This window comes from Rathayibacter sp. KR2-224 (genome assembly GCF_049446075.1).
In the GTDB taxonomy this organism is placed as follows: domain Bacteria; phylum Actinomycetota; class Actinomycetes; order Actinomycetales; family Microbacteriaceae; genus Humibacter.
Window position 1 is genome coordinate 369,870 of record NZ_JBMSEB010000003.1, and the last position, 20,134, is coordinate 390,003.

The window sequence follows — 20,134 nt, forward strand, 5'->3', positions numbered from 1 at the left end:
CTCGTCGGCTCGCCGGCAGGGCGGCTCAGTACCAGAAGCTCAGGTACGGAGCCTCGTTCGAGCGGAAGGTCGTGTCGAAGCGATCCAGTGCCCCAGGCGTGAGCTCGGCGACTCGTCCGGCGTGGGCGAGGGCCGACGTGCGCCACGCACCGAGGTAGAGGGCGGAGAGGGTCGCGACGTCCAGGCGAAGGTCGGCTGGGGCATCCGTGCGCGTGACCCGGCTGCTGCCGTCGGCCGCGACCTCGAGCAGATACGTTCCCGCCGCGAATCCCAAGCGGTCGTCGACGGCGATGCTGAGCGAGCCAGGCACGTTGTAGCGGCGAGCCTCCAGCACCGCCTTCACGTCGAGGATGCGCAGCCAGTGGTGGTCGTGCAGCACAACGGTCGCGGCCCGTTGGTCCCGGATGAGCCAGAGCACCGGCTCGTCGGGCGCCGCCACCTCGCTCTTCACGGTGGCGACGAGGTCGAGTTCGATGAGGTAACGCCACAGCGCGGCGTACGCCTCGTCGGTCGCGGAGCGGAAGAAGCGGATGTCGACGGTGTGCTTCGAGAAGTCGCTCGGCTCCGGTTTGAGGGAGTAAATGACGAATCCCTGCGGCGTTCCGTCTGCGTCGTCGTAGCGCACGGCACGTAGCGATGCGCTCTTCTTGTCACGGTCACCGATGGTGCCCGCCAGCTTTCCCCAGATGAAGTCGTCGACCGTGAAGTCGCCCGGCGTCTGCAAGCGAGCCCGCTCGAAGACGTCGCGGCACGTGTCGGCGAGCGTCTGGAGTGAGACGAACCCGAGTCTTCCCTGGGCACCGGCTGCGGCGCCGGAACTCGACGCGGCTCGCCACCCGGCGCGCTTCGTGTCGATGACGAGATCTGCGGTCTGGGTTGCCGGGCCGAAGCCGTATCGCTCGTAGATGGTCGCCTCCGACACCGTCAGCGAGGCCATCGGCACTCCGGCAGCCGCCGCTGCGCGCAACTCGCCCTCGAGAAGCGCTCGCGCGATGCCTCTCCTGCGGTGCGTCGGCGCTACGGTCACCGAGCTGATCGCCCACGAGGGCAGCGTGCCCCCGGGAACCGTGAGCTCGCCGACCCAGGTTGCGGTGGTCGCCACGGGGACGGACGGTTCCGGAATGCCGTCGTCCCAAACCCCTACGGTGCGACGCTGTGCGGTGTACCGCACGTGCTCGTCGACCGTCTCGGGCTCCGGGGTGCGGTCGTGGAAACCGCGGAAGTCGGCCTCGTCCCACGCTGCGACCTCGTCGCGGTTCGAACCATCGACGAGTCCGAGCCGCAGGCCCTGCGCGGCGAGGGCGTCAGCCGACGTGGAGTCGAGGGGAAGTTGCGTGGCGTCCATCCCCCCAGACTATGGGCGATTGAGGTGAGGCCGTGGGAGCTTGCTCACACGGCCGAACCGATTGAGCCCGTGAGCGGCGCAGCCGCGATATGGGCGATTGAGGTGAGGCCGTGGGAGCTTGCTCACACGGCCGAACCGATTGAGCCCGTGAGCGGCGCAGCCGCGATATGGGCGATTGAGGTTTGGTCTGCGAGCTAGCTCGCATGACCGAACCGATTGAGTCCGTGAGTTGCGATGCAACGATATGGGCGATTGAGGTGGCCGAACCGATTGAGCCCGTGAGCGGCGCAGCCGCGATATGGGCGATTGAGGTGAGGCCGTGGGAGCTCGGGTTCTGGGGGTTGGTTTCGATACGCCCGCTTCGCGGGTTACTCAACCGGCGGTAGCAACCCGCCCCTGCAATCGGCGGTAGATGGCCGATGATCGGTGACCGGGTCAGTCGACGCTGGTGAGCGCCTCGGCGACGAGGGCACGGGCATCCGCTGCGCTGGTCTGTACGACGGTGCGCGCCGCCAGTTCACGTGCCTGTTTGAGGGTGACCTTCGCCAGGGTGGCCCGCACGTCGGCGAGCGCTCCTGGCGACATGGAGAGGTCCTGGGCTCCGAGGCCGACGAGCACGACGGCCAGCAGCGGATCGGATGCGGCCTCGCCGCACACGCCGACCGGTGTCTTCGACGCGTGGCCTGCATCGCCGATCAGTTTGATGAGGCGGAGCACTGCCGGATGCCACGGGTCCTGGTAGCGGGCGACGGATCCGAGCATGCGGTCGGCGGCCATCGTGTACTGGGTGAGATCGTTCGTGCCGACGCTGACGAAGTCGCACAGCGGCGCGATCTGGTCGGCGAGCACCGCGGCGGACGGCACCTCGACCGTCACGCCCACGGTCGAGAGTTCGAGCGATCGGGCCAGTTCGATGAAGTAGATGGTCTCGGCGACGTCGGCGACCATCGGCGCCATCACCCAGAGGTCGGCTCCCGTGTCGCGCTGGGCCGCGGCGAGCGCCGTCAGCTGGTCGCGCAGCACGTGCTCGTTCTCGCGTAGCGCGCGGATGCCGCGGCGCCCGAGCGCCGGGTTCTCCTCCTGCGACTGCCCGAGGAAGGCGAGTTGCTTGTCTCCTCCGGCATCCAGTACGCGAACAACGACCTTGCGACCGGTGAACGCGGCCATGAGGTCGCGGTAACGGGAGCGCTGGAGGTCTACGGGCGGCGCTTTGCGGGCATCCAGGTAGAGGAACTCGGTTCGGAACAGCCCGACGCCCTCTGCACCCAGAGCGACGGCGGGAGCGGCCTCCTCGGGGGATCCCACGTTGGCAAGCAGCGGGACCGGCATGCCGTCCGCCAGAGCTCCCGGAGTCAGCGGACGTGGTGTCACGACCGTACCGCCACGTTCTGCGGCGGCATCGATCGCTGCGCTATCCGGATTGATCACCACCTGACCGTGCTCTGCGTCGACGATGACCGTCTGGCCGTTGACGATGACGTCGCTGCCTGCCGCGCCCACGACAGCGACGAGGTTCTTGGTGCGCGCGAGGATGGCGGTGTGCGACGAGTTGCTCCCGTCGCGCGTGACCACCCCGAGCACCTTGCCGAGGTCGAGCGTCGCGGTGTCTGCGGGAGCGAGGTCGTGTGCGACCAGTACGAACGGCGCGTCGGACTTCGGCACGGTCGGCAGCGCGACACCGCGCAGCCTGGCGATCACTCGTCGTGCAACGTCGCGCACGTCGGCGCCGCGCGCCGCGGGGTTCTCGCCGAGGCCCTCGAGAACCTTCGCGTACTCCTCGTAAGCCTCGAACACGGCTCGCTCGGCCGTCTTGCCGTCGCCGATGCGCCTGCGAATGTCGTCGACGACCGCGGGGTCCTGTGCCATCAGGGACTGCGCCTCGAGGATCTCCTCGGCATCGCCGCCGGCCCTGCGACCGAGTTCGACGAGCTCACCGGTCACATCGGACAGCGAGGTCTGCACGCGACGGTATTCATCGGATGCCTCGGCGCGCGACTCGACGTCTTCGGGTTCGCCGATCGGGTCAGGCATGCGCAACGCGGGTCCGACGGCGACTCCGTGGCCAACGCCGATGCCCGTGATCTGGATCGACACGGCCCCCAGCCTATGCCGCTCGGCGCGTGGCCCGGAATCCGCGCCGGAGGTGCGTACAAGCGGCGGTATCGCAACACGGCTTAGTGTGATGCCGTGGCACGGCGAAACGCGAAGTCGGTGGATGCCTCGCCCGCGGACCACGAAGGGGAGGCGGGCGCGCGGTCATCCGTCGCCCAGCGTGCGAGCCGGATCAAGCAGCTCGAGGCACAAGCGGAGCACGAGCGCGAAGAACTGACCGAGCGACTCGAGGAGTTCGCAGACCCGCTGCGCGATCGCCTCGTCGGCCCGGCTCGCCGGGTGAACAGGTGGTGGCGCTGGGTCGCCTCGCTCAAGCCGTACCGGGTGTGGGTGCAGTTCTCGCACAACGACGGCAATCTCCGCACCGCGGGCATGTCGTACCAGTCCCTGTTCGCCGTCTTCGCCGCACTATGGGTCGGCTTCTCGATCACCGGCGTCTGGCTGACGGCGAATCCGGCGCTGTTCCGCTCCCTCATCCGAATCGTCAACGACGCGGTGCCCATGCTCATCGGCGTCGACGGCGAGCCCGGTGTGATCAGCGAGTCCACTCTTCGATCTCTTGGGGCCGGATATGGCTGGTCGAGCGTCATAGCCCTGGTGGGCCTGCTCTGGACCGCCCTCGCCTGGCTGTATTACACACGTCAGGCCGTGCGAGCCATGTTCGATCTGCCGCGAGACGAGCGCAACTACGCGCTGCAGAAGATCACGGACCTTGGACTCGCCATCGTGTTCGGCGCCGTGCTCATCGTCTCGGCTTCGGTGTCGCTCATCACCACCGAAGCGGTGCGCTCCGTGCTCGACCTCATGGGCATCGACAACTCGTTCTTGTCGACCTTCACCGCGAGCGTCATCGGATTCGCGATCTCGATCGCCCTGAACTTCGTCGTGCTCGCCGCCATGTTCCGCGTGCTCTCGCGCGTCGTCATCCCTTGGCGATCCCTCGTGCTCGGCACTCTGCTCGGCGCGGTCACGCTGAGCGGCCTGAGCGCGCTCAGCGGCCTGCTCATCGGCGGCGCCTCACGCAATCCTCTGCTGGCCACATTCGCCGTCTTCGCCGGACTGTTGCTGTGGTTCAACCTGATCTGCCGCGCCATCCTCCTCGCCGCGGCCTGGATCGCCGTCGGCATGTCGGAACGCGGAATAGAACCACGAAGGCGCACTCCCGAGCAGCTCGCATACGAGAGTGCGCGCGCCGAACGATCGGCGCGGCTGCTCGTCGCCCGGGCCTCGCTCGACGACGCCGAACGCAAGGCGGCCGCAGCGCACGGGCTCGCCAAGTGGTTCGCGAATCGCGAGGTACGGGATGCCCGCCGGGAGCTGGAGAGGATCGCGAGCGAACCTGAACCCGCCGCGCCTGGCAAGCGCGGTTGGTGGGCCGCCATCGCCACCCCGCGGCCACCCGGCTCGACCGAGCGTGTCAGCCGCCGCCGCTAACCTTGTTGCATGCCCTCATCCCGCCGAACGCTGCGCATCGCTACGGTCAACGTCAACGGAGTGAGGGCGGCGTTCCGTCGCGGAATGGGCACGTGGCTCGACGGCCGAGGGGTGGACATCCTCGCGCTTCAGGAGGTGCGGGCGACCACCGACGACCTGACCGCGCTGCTCGGCGACGAGTGGGACGTGCTGCACGACGCGGCGACGGCGAAGGGCCGGGCCGGGGTCGCGCTTGCGAGCCGAGGGAAGGCATCCATTCACCGCGTCGAGCTCGGCGACGCCGACTTCGACACGGCGGGCAGGTGGCTCGAAGCCGACTACGAGGTCGACGGCAGCATCGTCACGGTGGTGAGCGCGTACGTGCCGTCGGGTGAGGCCGACACCGAGAAGCAGGTGTACAAGTACCGATTCCTCGACGCCATGGATGCCCGCATGAAGGCTCTGCCTCAGCACAACGAGCTCGCGACGGTGATGGGCGACCTGAACATCGGTCACCGCACGCTCGACATCAAGAACTGGAAGGGCAACGTGAAGCGCGCAGGCTTCCTGCCAGAGGAGCGCGTCTACCTGGACAAGATCCTGGGGGCCGAGAACGACGAGGGCTACAACGACGGCGCCGGATACGGCTGGGTGGACGTCGGTCGCAAGGCGGCCGGCGAGGTCGACGGGCCATACACGTGGTGGAGCTGGCGCGGCAAGGCGTTCGACAACGACACCGGCTGGCGCATCGACTACCAGCTCGCGACGCAGAAGCTGGCCGAGAAGGTCGTCGACTATCACGTCGACCGGGCGCCCTCGTACGCCGAGCGATGGTCGGATCACACCCCGGTCGTCGTCGACTACTCGCTCTGACCTTCACACCACTCCCCTTCTTCCATCGGCATCAGAGAGATCTCCATGAGCAAGCCACGCCTCTTCTCCGGCATCCAGCCGTCGAGCGACTCGTTGCACCTCGGCAACTACATCGGCGCGCTGCTGCAGTGGCGAGAACTGCAGAACACGCACGACGCGTTCTTCTGCATCGTCGACCTGCACGCGATCACCGTCGCGCAGAATCCGAAAGAGCTCGCCGCCCAGACGCGCGGCCTTGCCGCGCAGTACATCGCCGCCGGCATCGACCCCACCGCCTCGACGCTGTTCGTGCAGTCGCACGTTCCCGCGCACGCCGAGCTCGCATGGGTGCTGAACACGATCACCGGCTTCGGCGAGGCCAGCCGCATGACGCAGTTCAAAGACAAGTCGTCACGCTACGGCGCCGAGACCACGAGCGTCGGCCTGTTCACCTACCCGATGCTGATGGCGGCGGACATCCTGCTATACGGCGCCGTCGACGTTCCGGTCGGCGACGACCAACGGCAGCACGTGGAGCTGACGCGCGACCTGGCGGAGCGATTCAACTCGCGGTTCGGCGAGACGTTCGTGGTGCCGAAGGCGATCATCCAGAAGGAGAGCGCCCGCATCTATGACCTGCAGAACCCGACATCGAAGATGTCGAAGTCTGCGGAGTCGGTCGCCGGTCTCGTCCTGCTCCTTGACGAGCCCAGCGTGACGCGCAAGAAGATCATGCGCGCGGTGACCGACACGGATTCCGTCGTGCGCTTCGACCGTGAGGAGAAGCCGGGCGTCTCGAACCTACTCGTGGTCTACGCGGCGCTCAGCGGTCAGAGCATCGAGGCGATCGTCGACGAGTACGAGGGCCGCGGATACGGCGACCTCAAGAAGGGCCTCGCCGACGTCGTGATCGCGGAGTTCGAGCCGGTGCGAGCGCGTGCGCTCGAGCTGCTCAGCGACCCAGCCGAGCTGGATCGACAGTTGGCGGCGAACGCTGACAGGGCATCCGAGGTCGCCGAAGCGACGCTGGAGAAGGCGTACGAGCGGGTCGGCCTGCTGCGGCGCGTGCGGTTGTAGGCATGGGGCGGTCCGAGCGCGGCATGGCCGAAGAGGGCGTGCCTTCAGACGGCTCGCAGCCGGGCCCGATGGAAGGGCGCGAACCGTCGGATGAAGCCAGGGCCGTGCTCTTCGACCTGGACGACACGCTCATGGCGCATCGCGAAGCCGTCGGGGAGGCGCTGCTCGGGCACCTGCGTGCGCTCGGGCATCCGTATGACCCGTCGAACGCCGACGCCGAGGTCGCGTACTGGCGAGCGCTTGAGGAGCAGCACTACCACCGGTATCTCGGCGGCGAGATCGGTTACGACGAGCAGCGACGAGAACGGGCGCGGGACTTCGCGGTCAGGCACGGCGTGGCGCTCGCCGTGGAGGAACGCGAGCCGTGGTTCCGCGCCTACTTCGAACGGTACGAAGCGTCCTGGCGTCTGTACGACGACGTGCTGCCCAGCCTGGACGAGTTGGAACGCCGCATTCCGGACGTGCGGTTCGGGGTGATAACGAACGGCGAGCTCGACAGGCAGCTGCGCAAGCTGGACGCCATCGGGGTGCGCGACCGGTTCGACCTGGTCGTCGCCTCCGGGGAGGTCGGAGTGACGAAGCCGGATGCTCGCATCTTCCGGATCGCCTGCGAGCGGCTGCGCGTGCAGCCGAAGCGGGCGGTGTACGTCGGCGACCGGCTTCTGACGGATGCCGTGGGCGCGACTCGCGCCGGACTCACGGGCGTGTGGCTTGACCGGTACGGCGACACGGTGTGCGACGACGAACGGTCGACGGCCGATGCTCTGAACATCTCCAGGATCACGTCGCTGGGGCAGTTGCCGCAGCTCGTCGGCTGAGCGGCGGAGAGGCGACCACGCCGAGCGGGTCAGGGGCACTCGGGCAGTCACTGGGTGACGCGGGAATACGAACGGCGCGTGCACGTTGGGTAGGGTGTACGTAGTGCTCCGGGGTCGGTGAGAGTCCGAACCGGCGGTGAAAGTCCGCGAGCCGAGCAATGTGCAACTGCTGATGAAGCAGGGGCGCGTGGCGAGGTTGAGCCGGTGGAATTCCGGCACCGACGGTGATGGCGCGCTCAGCTTCGGCTGGCGCGGCAGAGTCCGGATGGGAGGCAGCACTCGCACGGTTGTGTCAAGCATCCGTGCCGTCGGCGATGCCGACAAGCCCCGGAGTCCGTCCGGACCGGTTGCAGAACCGGTCGAGGAAGATGGCCCGGTCCGAACGGATCGGGTGGGACCGACGGAGACCGGGATGATCGAGACAGGGTTCGAAGCGCCCATGCGGCGTGCGCTCGAACTCGCTGCGCTCGGACCGGAACACGGCGTGAATCCGCGAGTGGGGTGTGTCATCCTCTCCCCCGACGGCGATGTCCTCGCCGAGGGCTGGCACCGCGGAGCCGGCACTGCCCATGCCGAAGTCGATGCGCTGTCGAAGCTCGTGCCCGGTCAGGCATCAGGCGCGACCGCCGTCGTCTCGCTCGAACCGTGCAACCACACCGGACGCACCGGCCCCTGCAGCGAGGCACTGATCGCGGCCGGCGTCTCACGCGTCGTCTACGCAGTCGACGACCCCGGCCAGGCATCGCACGGCGGGGCCGACCGCCTTCGCCTGGCCGGCGTCGAGGTGATCTCCGGAGTCGAAGCGGATGCCGCGACGCGGCTCCTGCAGGACTGGCTCACGGCCGCGCGCCTGGGCCGCCCCTACGTCACGCTGAAGTGGGCGAGCAGCCTCGACGGCCGGGTCGCGGCTGCCGACGGCAGCAGCAGGTGGATCACGGGTACCGCGGCGCGGCAGCACGTGCACGAGCAGCGTGGAGCATCTGACGCCATCATCGTCGGGACAGGCACCGTGCTGGCAGACGACCCCAGCCTGACCGCGCGAGCCGACGCAGGAGAGCTGATGGTGCGACAGCCTGTGCCTGTCGTGCTCGGCGACCGGCCGGTGCCACAGGATGCCGCGGTGCGCAGGCATCCGAACGCGCCGATCTTGCTCAGCGGACACGACCTCGCCGCCACGCTCGTCGAGCTGCGCGACCGCGGGGTCCGCAGGGCTTATGTGGAGGCTGGGCCGACGCTGGCCGCCTCGTTCGTGCGCGAGGGACTCGTCGACGAGTTCCACATCTATCTCGCGCCGACACTGCTCGGCGGGGCCCGCACGGCGCTCGGCGACATCGGCGTAGCCGGCATCGCGCAGCAGCACAGACTTCAGACCCGACACGTCGAGCAGCTCGGTGACGACGTGCTCGTCGTGGCCACCAACAGGGCACGGCGCAGCCTCAACGCTTGGGAAGCGGAAACGGCAGATATGCGATCGCGACCCCCAGAAACCCGACGGCCGACTGCCGCCATCGACGGACGTGGCGCGACCGAAAGTCACACCACCGAACGACGAGCCGAAGAAGCGGCTCAGACCGAACCGACTCAGCAAGGAGCATGAGGATGTTCACCGGAATCATCGAAGAGCTCGGCGAGATCATCGCCGTCGAGAAGAGCAACGACGCAGCGCGCGTCACCGTGCGCGGGCCGCTTGCGGTGCAAGGCGCGAAACACGGCGACTCGATCGCGGTGAGCGGGGTCTGCCTCACCGTCGTCGATCAGACGGAGGACTCGTTCACCGCCGACGTGATGGCCGAGACGCTCTCTGTGAGCACGCTCGACGACGCGGCACCCGGCACGGCGGTCAACCTGGAGCGTGCGGCGCTCGTCGGAGACCGGCTCGGCGGCCACATCGTGCAGGGGCACGTCGACAGCATCTCGACGGTGCTCGGGGTGACCCCTGGGGATGCCTGGAGCGTGGTGCGCTTCAGCCTCTCTCCCGAGATCGCGTCGCTCGTGACGCGCAAGGGGTCGGTCGCGGTGGATGGAGTGTCGCTCACCGTGTCGGCGGTGAGTGACGCGGATGCCGTGCAGCAGTGGTTCGAGGTGTCGCTCATTCCCGAGACGCTCACGGCCACGACGCTGGGACGCCTCGAGGTGGGCGATCGGGTGAACGTGGAGACGGACATCCTCGCCAGGCACGTCGAGCGCATGCTGGCTGTCGAACAGGCATCCGCACGGCATAGGGCATCCGATGTGAGGAGCGAGGCATGATGCTGGCGACTATCCAGGAGGCGCTGGATTCGCTGCGCGCCGGCCGACCGGTGCTCGTGGCGGACAACGAGAGCCGCGAGAACGAAGGCGATGTGATCCTCGCCGCCGAGACGGCGTCGCAGGAGTGGATCTCATGGTTGGTGCGGTACACCTCGGGTTTCGTGTGCGCTCCCCTCACGAATGAGTTGGCCGACAAGCTCGAGCTGCCTGTGATGGTGGTGGACAATGAGGACTCCCGCGGCACGAACTACACGATCACCGTGGACGCCGCCGACCGGCTTTCCACCGGGATCAGCGCCGCTGATCGCGCGCACACGCTCCGCGTGCTGGCCGACCCGTCGTCGACCGCACGCAGCCTGCACCGCCCCGGCCACATCGTGCCCTTGCGTGCGGTGGATGGTGGAGTCCGCGAACGCGACGGACATACCGAGGCCGCCGTCGACCTGCTCAAGCTCGCCGGCATGACGCCCGTCGCCGCGATCGCCGAGGTCGTCTCGGAAGACGGCGAGATGATGCGGCTGCCGGAGCTCATCGAGTTCGGCCAGCGTGAGAACGTGCCGGTCATCACGATTGAGGCGTTGATCGATTACCTGCAGGAGTTCCACTGGGACACCCCGCTCGGACCTGTGCCGTCGGTGCCCGAGAGCTCTCGCGTGATCTTCGAGGTGGAGACGACGGTGCCGACCACACACGGCCCGTTCCGCATGCGCGCCTACCGTGACCGTATGACCGGTGCCGACCATGTCGCCATCATTGCGGGAGAGCCGGGCGAGAACGGATCGCTGGTGCGCGTGCACTCCGAGTGCCTTACGGGCGAGGCCTTCGGCTCGCTGAAGTGCGAGTGCGGCCCCCAGCTGGATGCCGCCCTCGACACCATCCAGCGTGATGGCGGCGTGGTCGTCTACCTGCGCGGGCACGAGGGTCGAGGCATCGGCCTGATCAACAAGCTGCGCGCCTACCGGCTGCAGGAGGACGGGCTCGACACGCTGGATGCGAACCTCGCGCTCGGGCTGCCGATCGATGCACGCGACTACGGTGCGGCATCCGCGATCCTCGCCGACCTCGGTCTGCGCTCCGTGCGGTTGCTTACGAACAACCCCGACAAGGTGCGGCAGTTGAACGAGCATGGCGTCGTGGTCGAGGAGCGGGTGCCGCTCATCGTCGGCTTGGGCGCCCTGAACGAGCAGTACCTTGCCACGAAGCGCGACCGCCTCGGCCATCTTCTGCCAGCTGGCCTGTCGGAGGCGAGCCTGCCCGATGGCGAGTACGAACGGGATGCCGCCGCCACCTCCGACGACGAGTTGATCGCGCACCACGTGGCAGCTCCTGCACCCGCGCGAGACGAATCAGCATCCGAGACCCCCCGTTCCACGAAGCAGAAAGGCACGACCCGATGAGCGGAGCCGGCGCACCGGACCAGGAGACGTTGAACGCCGAAGGACTGAAGGTGGTGGTCGTCGCCGGCACGTGGCACGAGACGATCGCGGACGGGCTCATCGCGGGTGCCGAACGTGAGCTGAAGTCGTCAGGGGCCGACTGGAAGGTCGTGCGCGTGCCAGGCAGCTTCGAGTTGCCCATCGCCTGCAAGGCGGCACTGGATGCGGGTGCCGATGCGGTGGTGGCGCTCGGTGTGATCATCCGCGGCGGAACCCCGCACTTCGAGTACGTCTCGTCGGCGGCGACCGACGGGCTCACTCGCGTGGCCCTCGACGCGGGCAAGGCCGTCGGTTTCGGCGTGCTCACCCTCGACGATGAGCAGCAGGGGCTCGACCGGGCGGGGCTGCCCGGCTCGAAGGAAGACAAGGGAGCTGAGGCTGCCCGAGCGGCCGTCGCGACCGCCCTGACGCTGCAGGAACTGCGCAGGCCGGGCAGCTGAGAGGGCACGGGCCGGATGCGGCCCTGTCTGCTCCGCGGGAGATTCCTCCCCTGCCTACGGCTTCCAGACCATCAGCACGACGACGGCGAGCAGCAACAGGCTCGCGACGCCGCTCGCGCCTGAGATCATGCCGTAGCCTGCGGTCTTCGCGGCGGATGCCCCGGCGGCGGTCGGGTCCTCCGCCTCGACCGCGTTCTCGCCTTCGAGGTTGTCGGCGGCTCGTCGCATGGCGGGCACGACCACGAAGAGGGTGAGTGCCAGCGCCACGACGTAGAACACGATCGACAGCCAGATCCACGTTGAGGCGATCGTGGTGTGGTACTTCGGGTCGGAGAGCCCCATGGCGCCGAAGCCGAGGATGACGACGACCAGTGACAGCAGTCCGAAGATGTTGGTCGACTTCGCCAGAGTGCGCACCTGGCCTGCCTCGCCGGAGCGGAGAGCACGCATCGCCGTCATCGGCAGAATCGCCATCGGCCCGACGATGAAGACCGCCGCCACCACGTGCAGGATGTTGAAAATCAGGCTCGCCACGTTCATATTTCCACCCTATGGGCGATTGAGGCGAGAGCCGTGCAAGTGCAACTTGTACGGCCGAGCCGATTGAGCCCGTGAGCGCGCAGCGCGATATGGGCGATTGAGGCGAGAGCCGTGCAAGTGCAACTTGTACGGCCGAGCCGATTGAGCCCGTGAGCGCGTGAGCGCGATATGGGCGATTGAGGCGAGAGCCGTGCAAGTGCAACTTGTACGGCCGAGCCGATTGAGCCGCTCAGTCGAGGAACAGTGCGCGAAGCCGTCGTGTGGTCAGCACCATGCCGAGCACGGCCATGACGGCGAGGTACAGCACGTGCCACAGGATGCCAGCGCTCACCGCGCCCGTTGTGAGCGAGCGCACGAGCTCGACGCTCTGCCAGAGCGGTAACGCCTGGATGATCACCTGCACGCCTGGCGGGTACACCGACAGCGGGTAGAACGTCGCCGACAGCAGGAACAGCGGCAGCATGACGAAGTTGATGATGTCCATCTGCTGGAACGACTTCATGTAGCTCGTCACGCCCATACCGAAGCTCGCGAACGCGAGCGCGACGAGCGGCACGGCGGGCAGCGCCAGCAGTGCCCACCAGGACAGGTTCAGTCCGACCAGCTGCATGACGATCATGAACGCGATGGCGTAGCCGGTGCCCCTCAGGAGTGCGAGCCATATCTCGCCGAGCGCGACGTCGAAGGGGCCGAGCGAGGTGGCGAGCATCCCTTCGTAGAGTCGTGCGAAGCGAATCTTGAAGAACACGTTCCAGGTGGAGTCGTAGACGGCGCCGTTCATCGCTGCCGTCGCCAGCAGCGCAGGTGCGATGAACGCGGCGTATGGGATCTGCCTGCCGTCTCCAGCTGTGACCGTGCCGACGAGTGCGCCGAGGCCGATGCCGAGAGACAGCAGGTAGAACACCGGCTCGAACACACCAGAGACGACGACCAGCCAGTTGGTCGACTTGGTGGCCAGCCACCCGCGGTACACGACCGAACGTGCGTTGCCCGCGTAGAGGGATCCGACGCTCCTGGTCCCGCCGGATGTCTTCATGCTCGTCTCGAGATCCACTCGCGTCACGAGTACAACCTCTTTCTCGCGATGCGTCTGGTGAGCATCCAGAACGGCACGAACAGGGCGATCAGGTAGAGCACGTGCACGGCCACGAGCCACACCGGTTCCTGGGCGCCATACGAGACGATGCGCGCGAGCTGGGTGCCGTGCCAGATGGGCGATAGCCAGCCGATCCACTGCAGGTAGACGGGCATCGTGGCCAGCGGGAAGAACGTGCCGGAGAAGAGGGTGAGCGGCAGCATCACGAACCGCATGAGCATGGCGATCTGGCCCGTGTCGGTCTGGATGGTCGCGACATAGGCCATGATCGGAGCGCCGAATGCGAGCCCGACGAGCGTCGCGATGAAGACGCCGAGGAACGCCGTCGGCAGCGGAGTCGCCCCGAACAGCTGCATGAACAGCCAGTAAAGGATGCTCGAGCCCAGCAGGCGCGCGACCACCGAGATGACCATGCCGTCGATGATCTGCCCGGGCGTGATGGGCGACGAGCTGATACCGAGGAAGGTGGGGTTCCACTTGAAGCCCAGCATGATCGGGTAGGTGAACTCCTCGGACGCCACGGTGACGCCCGCCGTGCACAGCAGAGCCGGTGCGACGAACTGCAGATAGCTCACGCCGTCGACGGCGTGCGGGCCGAGGTTGGAGCTGACGAGCGCACCGAGCCCGACGCCCATGGCGAACAGGTACAGCAACGGTGTGCCGACGGCGCCGATGAGCACCGTGGAAACGTAGGAGCGCATGACGCGCAGCCGGTGCTCCGCCACGTACCACGCGCCGAAGCGCCGCGGCTTGGCAGCAACGCGCTGAAGCTCAGCCGTGCGGCTTTCGAGCACGCTCATTCGATCAGGCTTCTTCCCGTGAGCCTCAGGAACACGTCCTCGAGGCTCGAGCGCCGCACGAGCGAGGTCAGCGGACGGATGCCCGAATCGGTCAGACGCGCCAGCTCGGCCTCACCGTCGGCCGTGTACACGAGCACCCGGTCGGGAAGCGCTTCCACCCGGTCGCCTGCGTCGTGCAGGTGCTCCGCCATCGCGGCATTTCGGTCCGCACCGAACCGCAGCTCGAGCACCTCGCGCGTCGAATACTCCCTGATGAGCGACGCGGGCGTGCCCTCCGCCATGATCGTGCCCTTGTCGACGACGATGAGCCGGTCGCAGAGCTGCTCGGCCTCATCCATGTAGTGGGTGGTGAGCACGAGCGTCGTGCCCTCTTCCTTGAGACGGAACAGACGGTCCCACAGAATGTGCCTGGCCTGCGGGTCGAGCCCGGTCGTGGGCTCGTCGAGCAGCAGGATGCGCGGATCGTTCATGAGGCCACGCGCGATCGTGAGCCGCCGTTTCATGCCTCCGGAGAGGTCGGTGACCTTCGCCTTCGCCTTGTCCTGCAGCTGCGCGAAGGCCAGCAGGTCGTCCGCCTTGCTGCGCACCTTGGCCGTGGGCAGCCCGAAGTAGCGGCCGTAGACGATGAGGTTCTCGCGCACCCGGAGCTCCTCGTCGAGGTTGTCTGACTGCGGAACAACGCCCAGTTGCGAACGGATCTCCGGCCCGAACCTGTCGGGGTCGAGGCCCAGGATCTCCAAGGTGCCGCTCGTGCGTGTCGTGACCGCGCCGATCATGCGCATGGTGGTCGATTTGCCTGCACCATTCGGCCCGAGCAGACCGAACGACTCGCCCGGCGCGACCTCGAACGAGATGCCGCCCACGGCCGTGACATCCCCGTACTGCTTGACGAGGTCGGATGCGACGATCACCGGCGAAGACACGATCTCCAACGTAATCGAGACGTGCGACAGTGGCGCCCCCAGAGGTCAAGAGCAATGCGCAGCCGCCGTTGATACCCTTTCGGCGCCACCCCCGATTCGGAGCAAACATGACTTCAACCGCGCCGGCACGCCGTCCGTTCGGCCGCCCGAAGAAGGACGAAGGGCCTCGTGCCACCTTCGGCCAGCTGCTGCCCTACGTCTTCGAACACAAAGGCCCCATGGCAGTGGTCGTCGTGCTCAGCGTGCTTGGTGCCGCCGCGAGCCTCGCCCAGCCGCTGCTCGTCAGCCAGGTGATCGGCATCGTCGAAAGCGGCAAGACGCTTGGCCTGCTGGTGTGGGGGCTCGTTGCGCTCGTCATCGTCTCCGGGCTCATCTCCGGGTACCAGCACTATCTGCTGCAGCGCACCGGGGAGAGCGTCGTGCTCTCCTCGCGCAAACGTCTCATCGCACGCATGCTCAACCTCCCCATCAGCGAATTCGACGCCCGCCGCACCGGCGACCTCGTCTCCCGTGTGAGCAGCGACACGACGCTGCTGCGCGCAGTGCTCACACAGGGCCTCGTCGAGGCGATCGGCGGTGCGCTCACCTTCATCGGCGCGCTGATCGCCATGCTCGTCATCGACCCAGTGCTGCTCGGTCTGACCGTTCTCGTGATCGCCGTCTCGATCGTCGTCGTCGTGCTGCTCTCCGGGCGCATCAGGGTCGCCAGCCGCAAGGCGCAGGAACGGGTGGGCGATCTTGCTGCTGCAGTGGAGCGCGCGATCAGCTCGGTGCGCACCATCCGAGCCGCCGGCGCCACGTCTCGCGAGATCGAGAGCGTCGACGAGGATGCCACCGGCGCCTACCGCATGGGCGTGAGCGTCGCGAAGATCTCGGCTCTCGTCGTGCCGGTTGCCGGCATCGCCATGCAGGTGTCCTTCCTCGTCGTGCTCGGCGTTGGCGGTTTCCGGGTGGCCAGCGGCGCGATCACGGTTGCGAATCTGGTGGCCTTCATCCTGTTCCTGTTCATGATGATCCTGCCGCTCGGTCAGGCATTCGGCGCGCTTACGTCGGTCAACTCGGCACTCGGCGCGCTCGGCCGCATTCAGGAGATCATCGAGTTGCCCAGCGAAGACGCGTCGGATCTGCCGCCGGATCAGCGTGCCGTCATGGTCGGTCCGGCGAACGCGGCGGTGAACCCCGATGCCCCCGCCATCGCGTTCGAGAACGTGCGGTTCGCCTACCCCGAGGCCGTGATCGCCGCCAGAACGGCGCGCGAAACCGGGCCCGACGACGAATCCACGGCCGCCGAGGCCGTCGGGGCTTTCGCGGGGCGCGACGTTGTCGCCGAAGCGGAGAAGCGAGCAGGCACGGTGACGGCGCAGGCGGTCTCGGTCACGGGGCTGACGGCATCCGATGCCACGGCCGAGGCCGAGGAAGGCGTGCTGCACGGCGTCAGCTTCACGGTGCCGCGCGGCAAGCGAACCGCCCTCGTCGGGCCATCGGGTGCGGGCAAGAGCACGATCCTCGCCCTCATCGAGCGCTTCTACGATCCCGACAGCGGCGTCATCTCAATGGGCGGCCTCGACATCCGCACGCTCGACCGTGCAGACCTGCGAGCCCAGATCGGCTACGTGGAGCAGGATGCGCCCGTGCTTGCCGGCTCGCTCCGCGACAACCTCACGCTCGCGACGCCGACCGCCACCGACGCCCAATGCATCGACGTGCTGCACGCGGTGAACCTCACCGACGTGCTCGAGCGCAGCCCGCTCGGCCTGGCCGCGCCCGTGGGCGAGGACGGCGTCATGCTCTCAGGCGGCGAGCGCCAGCGACTCGCCATCGCCAGGGCACTGCTCGCCGCACCGCCCGTGCTGCTGCTCGACGAGTCGACCTCGAGCCTCGACGGCCCCAACGAGCAGTTGATGCGCGAGGCCATCGACGCGGTCGCCGAGAACCGCACCCTCATCGTCATCGCGCACCGGCTCTCCACCGTCGTCGACTCCGACCAGATCGTGGTGCTCGACAAAGGCCGGGTGGTCGGGGTCGGCACGCATTCGCAACTCGTGGAGTCCACACCGCTCTATCGTGAGTTGGCGAAGCACCAGCTGCTGGTGTGAGCTCGGCACGAGCTCGGGCTGACGTGGAGGAAGCATGCGAAGACGCGGCACGGCATCGCACGGTGATGTCGACGAGTCGTTCGACCGACTCGTCGACAGGCTGACGGATGTCGCGACTCGCGTCGGCACACGGGCGACGGACCGCTACACCGCCGCTCACGACGCATCCCACTACAGCCTGCTTCCCCGAGCGGTCGCCATCGCGAGCGACGAGCAGCAGGTCGCAGGCATCCTCGCGGCCTGCCGGACCGATGGGGTGCCTGTCACCTTCCGCTCGGGAGGAACGAGCCTCTCCGGGCAGGCCGGCAGCGACAGCGTCGTGATCGACACCCGGCGGGGTTTCCGGCGCATCGACGTGCTGGACGGTGGCGCGCGCGTTCGCACGCAGCCGGGCGCCACGGTGCGAGCGGTCAACACCCGGCTGGCCAGACACGGGACCAAGCTCGGACCCGACCCGGCCAGCGAGATCGCCTGCACCGTCGGCGGCGTCGTCGCGAACAACTCGAGCGGGATGTCGTGCGGCATCCATGCGAACACCTACCGCACGCTCGAGAGCGCGGTGCTCGTGCTGCCGAGCGGAACCATCATCGACACCTCCTCCAGCGATGCCGCCGACACCCTGCGAACAAGGGAGCCCGGCATCGACGCCGGACTGACTGCACTGCGCGACCGCATCAGGAGCAACTCGGAATCGGTTGCCACCCTGCGCCGCCTGCACTCGATCAAGAACACGATGGGGTACGGCCTCAACTCGTTCCTCGACCACGACGAGCCGATCGACATCCTCGAGCATGTCGTGATCGGTTCGGAAGGCACGCTCGCGTTCGTCGCGGAGGCCACCTTCCGCACCGTCCCCGTGCTGCCGTATGCGGCCACCGGCCTACTCGTGTTCGCGTCGCTGACGGATGCCACGGCATCCCTCGAGCAGTTGATCGCCGCCGGATTCGCCACCATCGAGCTGCTGGACGCTGCGGCTCTGCGCGTGGCACAGCTCGATCCGCAAGCACCACCGGCGCTGCGAAGGCTGGTCGTCGGGGGTCACGCGGCTCTGCTGGTGGAGTACCAGGAGCCGACGGCTGACGCGCTCGATGAGCGGCTGGCGCAAGCGCCAGGAGTGTTCGCAGCGCTGCAGCTCGACGCGTCATACGACCCGGAGACTCTGCTGTCGACGGACGCAGGCGAGCGGGCCGACCTGTGGCACATCAGGAAGGGCCTCTACACCGCGGTCGCCGGCGCCCGCCCGTCGGGCACGACGGCGCTGCTCGAGGACATCGCGGTGCCGGTCGACCGGCTGAACGAGACCTGCACCCGCCTCACCGCGCTGTTCAAAGAGCACGGGTACGAGGGCTCGGTGATCTTCGGGCATGCCAAGGACGGCAACATCCACTTCCTCGTGAACGAACGCTTCGACGGACCCGACTCGGTGAGCCGGTATCGGGCCTTCACCGAGCACTTGGTCGATCTCGTGCTCGCGCAGGGCGGCACGCTCAAGGCCGAGCACGGAACCGGCCGCGTCATGGCACCCTTCGTGCGCAGGCAGTACGGCGACGAGCTGTACGACGTGATGTGGCGGCTCAAGCGCCTCATCGACCCGGAAATGCTGCTCAACCCCGGCGTGCTCCTCACCGAAGACCCGGACGGCTACCTGAAGAACCTCAAGGTGGCGCCAACGGTCGAGCCCGAGGTCGATCGTTGCGTGGAGTGCGGCTATTGCGAGCCCGTGTGCCCGAGCAAGGACATCACGATCACGCCGCGCGAGCGCATCGTGATGCGCCGGGAACTCGAGAAGGCTCGCGCAGCGGGCGACGTGGACCTCGTGCGTGACATCGAGCGTGAGTACCGCTACGACGGAGTCGAGACCTGCGCGGTCGACGGCATGTGCCAGACGGCGTGCCCTGTGCTCATCAACACAGGCGATCTCGTCCGGCGGCTGCGCGCCGAGGGCAGCAACGCCATCGAGCAGCGAGCCTGGTCCTCGGCCGCCAAGCACTGGGGTGCGGCATCCGAGGCGGGAGGCGCCGCCCTGTCGGTGGCGAAGAGCGTTCCTGCCGTGCTCCCGGAACTCGCAACCCGCGCAGCCCGGACCCTGCTGGGTGCCGAGACCGTTCCGCAGTACTCCCCCGACCTGCCGGCGGGCGGAAGACCGCGCGCGAAAGCTGCAGCGGAGCATCCGGTGGCGATCTACTTCCCCAGCTGCACCAACACCATGTTCCGCGCGGTCGGCGACGGCGTCGCGGAGTCGTTCCTGCGCCTGTGCGAGCGCGCAGGGATCGAGGTGGCGACGCCGGACGGCATCCCGTCGCTGTGCTGCGGCACACCATGGAAATCGAAGGGTCTCACCGACGGTTACGCTGCGATGACCGACCGCGTCGTCGCAACGCTGCTCGAGGCCACGGATGCCGGCAGGCTGCCGGTCGTGTGCGACGCGTCGTCGTGCAGCGAGGGCCTCGAGGTCATGCTCGAGGCGGCAGCTGCGCGAGGCATCCGGGTGATGGATGCCGTGCAGTTCGTGGACGAGCACGTGCTGCCGGTGCTGCCGCAGGCGGACGCGGACGGCAAGGTCGAGTCGCTCACTCTGCATCCGACCTGCTCCTCGACCCGGATCGGCGCGAACCCGTCGCTGGTACGTGTGGCCGAGGCGGCCGCCAACCTCGTGACGATTCCCGACGACTGGGGATGCTGCGCCTTCGCCGGCGACCGGGGCATGCTGCATCCCGAGTTCACGGCGAGCGCCACGGCACCCGAGGCTGCGGAGGTGGCCGTTCTCGACAGCGTCGAACACGCGTCGCTCAACCGCACGTGCGAGCTCGGGATGACCAGGGCGACCGGCCGCGAGTACCGTCACGTGCTGCAGGTGCTCGACGACGTGCTTGGCCCACCGCCACCGCCACCGCGGGTCGAGTAGCGGCCGAAGGCCACCACCACCGCGGGTTGAG

At 67.9% G+C, this 20,134-nt stretch carries 16 protein-coding genes and 1 riboswitch; of the genes, 10 read left to right on the plus strand and 6 right to left on the minus strand.

The window, feature by feature from the left end:
* Nucleotides 1-25: 25 nt before the first annotated feature.
* Both ACO2Q7_RS16650 and ptsP read right to left on the minus strand, forming a co-directional pair.
* Nucleotides 26-1,345 carry a GNAT family N-acetyltransferase gene (locus tag ACO2Q7_RS16650; RefSeq protein ID WP_423356831.1) on the minus strand — a complete coding sequence of 440 codons (1,320 nt, stop codon included), beginning with the start codon at nt 1,343-1,345 and terminating at the stop codon, nt 26-28.
* Between the two features lie 435 nt (nt 1,346-1,780).
* Nucleotides 1,781-3,433: a phosphoenolpyruvate--protein phosphotransferase gene (ptsP, locus tag ACO2Q7_RS16655; protein WP_423356925.1), complete on the minus strand. Its 1,653-nt coding sequence runs from the start codon at nt 3,431-3,433 to the stop codon at nt 1,781-1,783.
* A gap of 99 nt (nt 3,434-3,532) precedes the next feature.
* Here ptsP and ACO2Q7_RS16660 point away from each other — a divergent pair, with 99 nt between their 5' ends.
* The 8 genes from ACO2Q7_RS16660 (at nt 3,533) to ribH (ending at nt 11,743) form a co-directional block, all read left to right on the plus strand.
* A complete protein-coding gene (locus ACO2Q7_RS16660) occupies nt 3,533-4,891 on the plus strand; it encodes a YihY/virulence factor BrkB family protein (protein WP_423356832.1) in 1,359 nt (452 codons plus the stop codon).
* 9 nt (nt 4,892-4,900) lie between these two features.
* Entirely contained in the window at nt 4,901-5,743 is an 843-nt protein-coding gene (locus tag ACO2Q7_RS16665) for an exodeoxyribonuclease III (RefSeq protein WP_423356833.1), read from the plus strand.
* Nucleotides 5,744-5,788: 45 nt separating this feature from the next.
* Nucleotides 5,789-6,799, plus strand: coding sequence for a tryptophan--tRNA ligase (trpS, locus tag ACO2Q7_RS16670; protein ID WP_423356834.1), 1,011 nt, complete (start codon nt 5,789-5,791; stop codon nt 6,797-6,799).
* Between the two features lie 2 nt (nt 6,800-6,801).
* On the plus strand, nt 6,802-7,617 hold the full coding sequence (locus ACO2Q7_RS16675; protein ID WP_423356835.1) for an HAD family hydrolase: 816 nt from the start codon (nt 6,802-6,804) through the stop codon (nt 7,615-7,617).
* A gap of 101 nt (nt 7,618-7,718) precedes the next feature.
* Nucleotides 7,719-7,898: riboswitch (FMN riboswitch) on the plus strand.
* Between the two features lie 131 nt (nt 7,899-8,029).
* The gene (gene ribD / locus ACO2Q7_RS16680; protein WP_423356836.1) at nt 8,030-9,214 is read left to right on the plus strand and encodes a bifunctional diaminohydroxyphosphoribosylaminopyrimidine deaminase/5-amino-6-(5-phosphoribosylamino)uracil reductase RibD; all 1,185 of its coding nucleotides are present in this window, start codon (nt 8,030-8,032) and stop codon (nt 9,212-9,214) included.
* A gap of 2 nt (nt 9,215-9,216) precedes the next feature.
* Nucleotides 9,217-9,867 carry a riboflavin synthase gene (locus tag ACO2Q7_RS16685; protein ID WP_423356837.1) on the plus strand — a complete coding sequence of 217 codons (651 nt, stop codon included), beginning with the start codon at nt 9,217-9,219 and terminating at the stop codon, nt 9,865-9,867.
* Nucleotides 9,864-11,264, plus strand: coding sequence for a 3,4-dihydroxy-2-butanone-4-phosphate synthase (ribB, locus tag ACO2Q7_RS16690; protein ID WP_423356838.1), 1,401 nt, complete (start codon nt 9,864-9,866; stop codon nt 11,262-11,264). Before ACO2Q7_RS16685 ends, ribB begins: the two co-directional genes overlap by 4 nt.
* Nucleotides 11,261-11,743: a 6,7-dimethyl-8-ribityllumazine synthase gene (gene ribH, locus ACO2Q7_RS16695; protein WP_423356839.1), complete on the plus strand. Its 483-nt coding sequence runs from the start codon at nt 11,261-11,263 to the stop codon at nt 11,741-11,743. Before ribB ends, ribH begins: the two co-directional genes overlap by 4 nt.
* A 54-nt stretch (nt 11,744-11,797) precedes the next feature.
* Here the strand turns inward: ribH and ACO2Q7_RS16700 are convergent, their stop codons facing one another.
* From ACO2Q7_RS16700 to ACO2Q7_RS16715, 4 genes are all read right to left on the minus strand, one after another.
* Nucleotides 11,798-12,283 carry a DUF2269 family protein gene (locus tag ACO2Q7_RS16700; protein WP_423356840.1) on the minus strand — a complete coding sequence of 162 codons (486 nt, stop codon included), beginning with the start codon at nt 12,281-12,283 and terminating at the stop codon, nt 11,798-11,800.
* A gap of 229 nt (nt 12,284-12,512) precedes the next feature.
* Nucleotides 12,513-13,319: an ABC transporter permease gene (locus ACO2Q7_RS16705; RefSeq protein WP_423356926.1), complete on the minus strand. Its 807-nt coding sequence runs from the start codon at nt 13,317-13,319 to the stop codon at nt 12,513-12,515.
* A 23-nt stretch (nt 13,320-13,342) separates the two neighbouring features.
* Nucleotides 13,343-14,179 carry an ABC transporter permease gene (locus ACO2Q7_RS16710; RefSeq protein WP_423356841.1) on the minus strand — a complete coding sequence of 279 codons (837 nt, stop codon included), beginning with the start codon at nt 14,177-14,179 and terminating at the stop codon, nt 13,343-13,345.
* Nucleotides 14,176-15,102 (minus strand): ABC transporter ATP-binding protein, encoded by a 927-nt coding sequence (locus tag ACO2Q7_RS16715; protein WP_423356842.1) that lies wholly within the window; start codon nt 15,100-15,102, stop codon nt 14,176-14,178. The genes ACO2Q7_RS16710 and ACO2Q7_RS16715 overlap by 4 nt, the downstream gene beginning before the upstream one ends.
* 107 nt (nt 15,103-15,209) lie before the next feature.
* On the opposite strand from ACO2Q7_RS16715, the gene ACO2Q7_RS16720 reads away from it, so the two are divergent.
* Together ACO2Q7_RS16720 and ACO2Q7_RS16725 are read left to right on the plus strand one after the other, a co-directional pair.
* Nucleotides 15,210-17,198: an ABC transporter ATP-binding protein gene (locus ACO2Q7_RS16720; protein WP_423356843.1), complete on the plus strand. Its 1,989-nt coding sequence runs from the start codon at nt 15,210-15,212 to the stop codon at nt 17,196-17,198.
* A gap of 34 nt (nt 17,199-17,232) precedes the next feature.
* On the plus strand, nt 17,233-20,103 hold the full coding sequence (locus ACO2Q7_RS16725; RefSeq protein ID WP_423356844.1) for an FAD-binding and (Fe-S)-binding domain-containing protein: 2,871 nt from the start codon (nt 17,233-17,235) through the stop codon (nt 20,101-20,103).
* Nucleotides 20,104-20,134 lie beyond the last annotated feature (31 nt).

Coding starts and splice junctions, on each gene's coding strand:
- ribB (WP_423356838.1), top strand. CDS start 9,864: ATGATGCTGGCGACTATCCAGGAGGCGCTGGATTCGCTGCGCGCCGGC.
- ACO2Q7_RS16720 (WP_423356843.1), top strand. CDS start 15,210: ATGACTTCAACCGCGCCGGCACGCCGTCCGTTCGGCCGCCCGAAGAAG.
- ribH (WP_423356839.1), top strand. CDS start 11,261: ATGAGCGGAGCCGGCGCACCGGACCAGGAGACGTTGAACGCCGAAGGA.
- ACO2Q7_RS16710 (WP_423356841.1), bottom strand. CDS start 14,179: ATGAGCGTGCTCGAAAGCCGCACGGCTGAGCTTCAGCGCGTTGCTGCC.
- ACO2Q7_RS16665 (WP_423356833.1), top strand. CDS start 4,901: ATGCCCTCATCCCGCCGAACGCTGCGCATCGCTACGGTCAACGTCAAC.
- trpS (WP_423356834.1), top strand. CDS start 5,789: ATGAGCAAGCCACGCCTCTTCTCCGGCATCCAGCCGTCGAGCGACTCG.
- ACO2Q7_RS16685 (WP_423356837.1), top strand. CDS start 9,217: ATGTTCACCGGAATCATCGAAGAGCTCGGCGAGATCATCGCCGTCGAG.
- ribD (WP_423356836.1), top strand. CDS start 8,030: ATGATCGAGACAGGGTTCGAAGCGCCCATGCGGCGTGCGCTCGAACTC.
- ACO2Q7_RS16705 (WP_423356926.1), bottom strand. CDS start 13,319: ATGAAGACATCCGGCGGGACCAGGAGCGTCGGATCCCTCTACGCGGGC.
- ACO2Q7_RS16650 (WP_423356831.1), bottom strand. CDS start 1,345: ATGGACGCCACGCAACTTCCCCTCGACTCCACGTCGGCTGACGCCCTC.
- ACO2Q7_RS16675 (WP_423356835.1), top strand. CDS start 6,802: ATGGGGCGGTCCGAGCGCGGCATGGCCGAAGAGGGCGTGCCTTCAGAC.
- ACO2Q7_RS16700 (WP_423356840.1), bottom strand. CDS start 12,283: ATGAACGTGGCGAGCCTGATTTTCAACATCCTGCACGTGGTGGCGGCG.
- ACO2Q7_RS16725 (WP_423356844.1), top strand. CDS start 17,233: ATGCGAAGACGCGGCACGGCATCGCACGGTGATGTCGACGAGTCGTTC.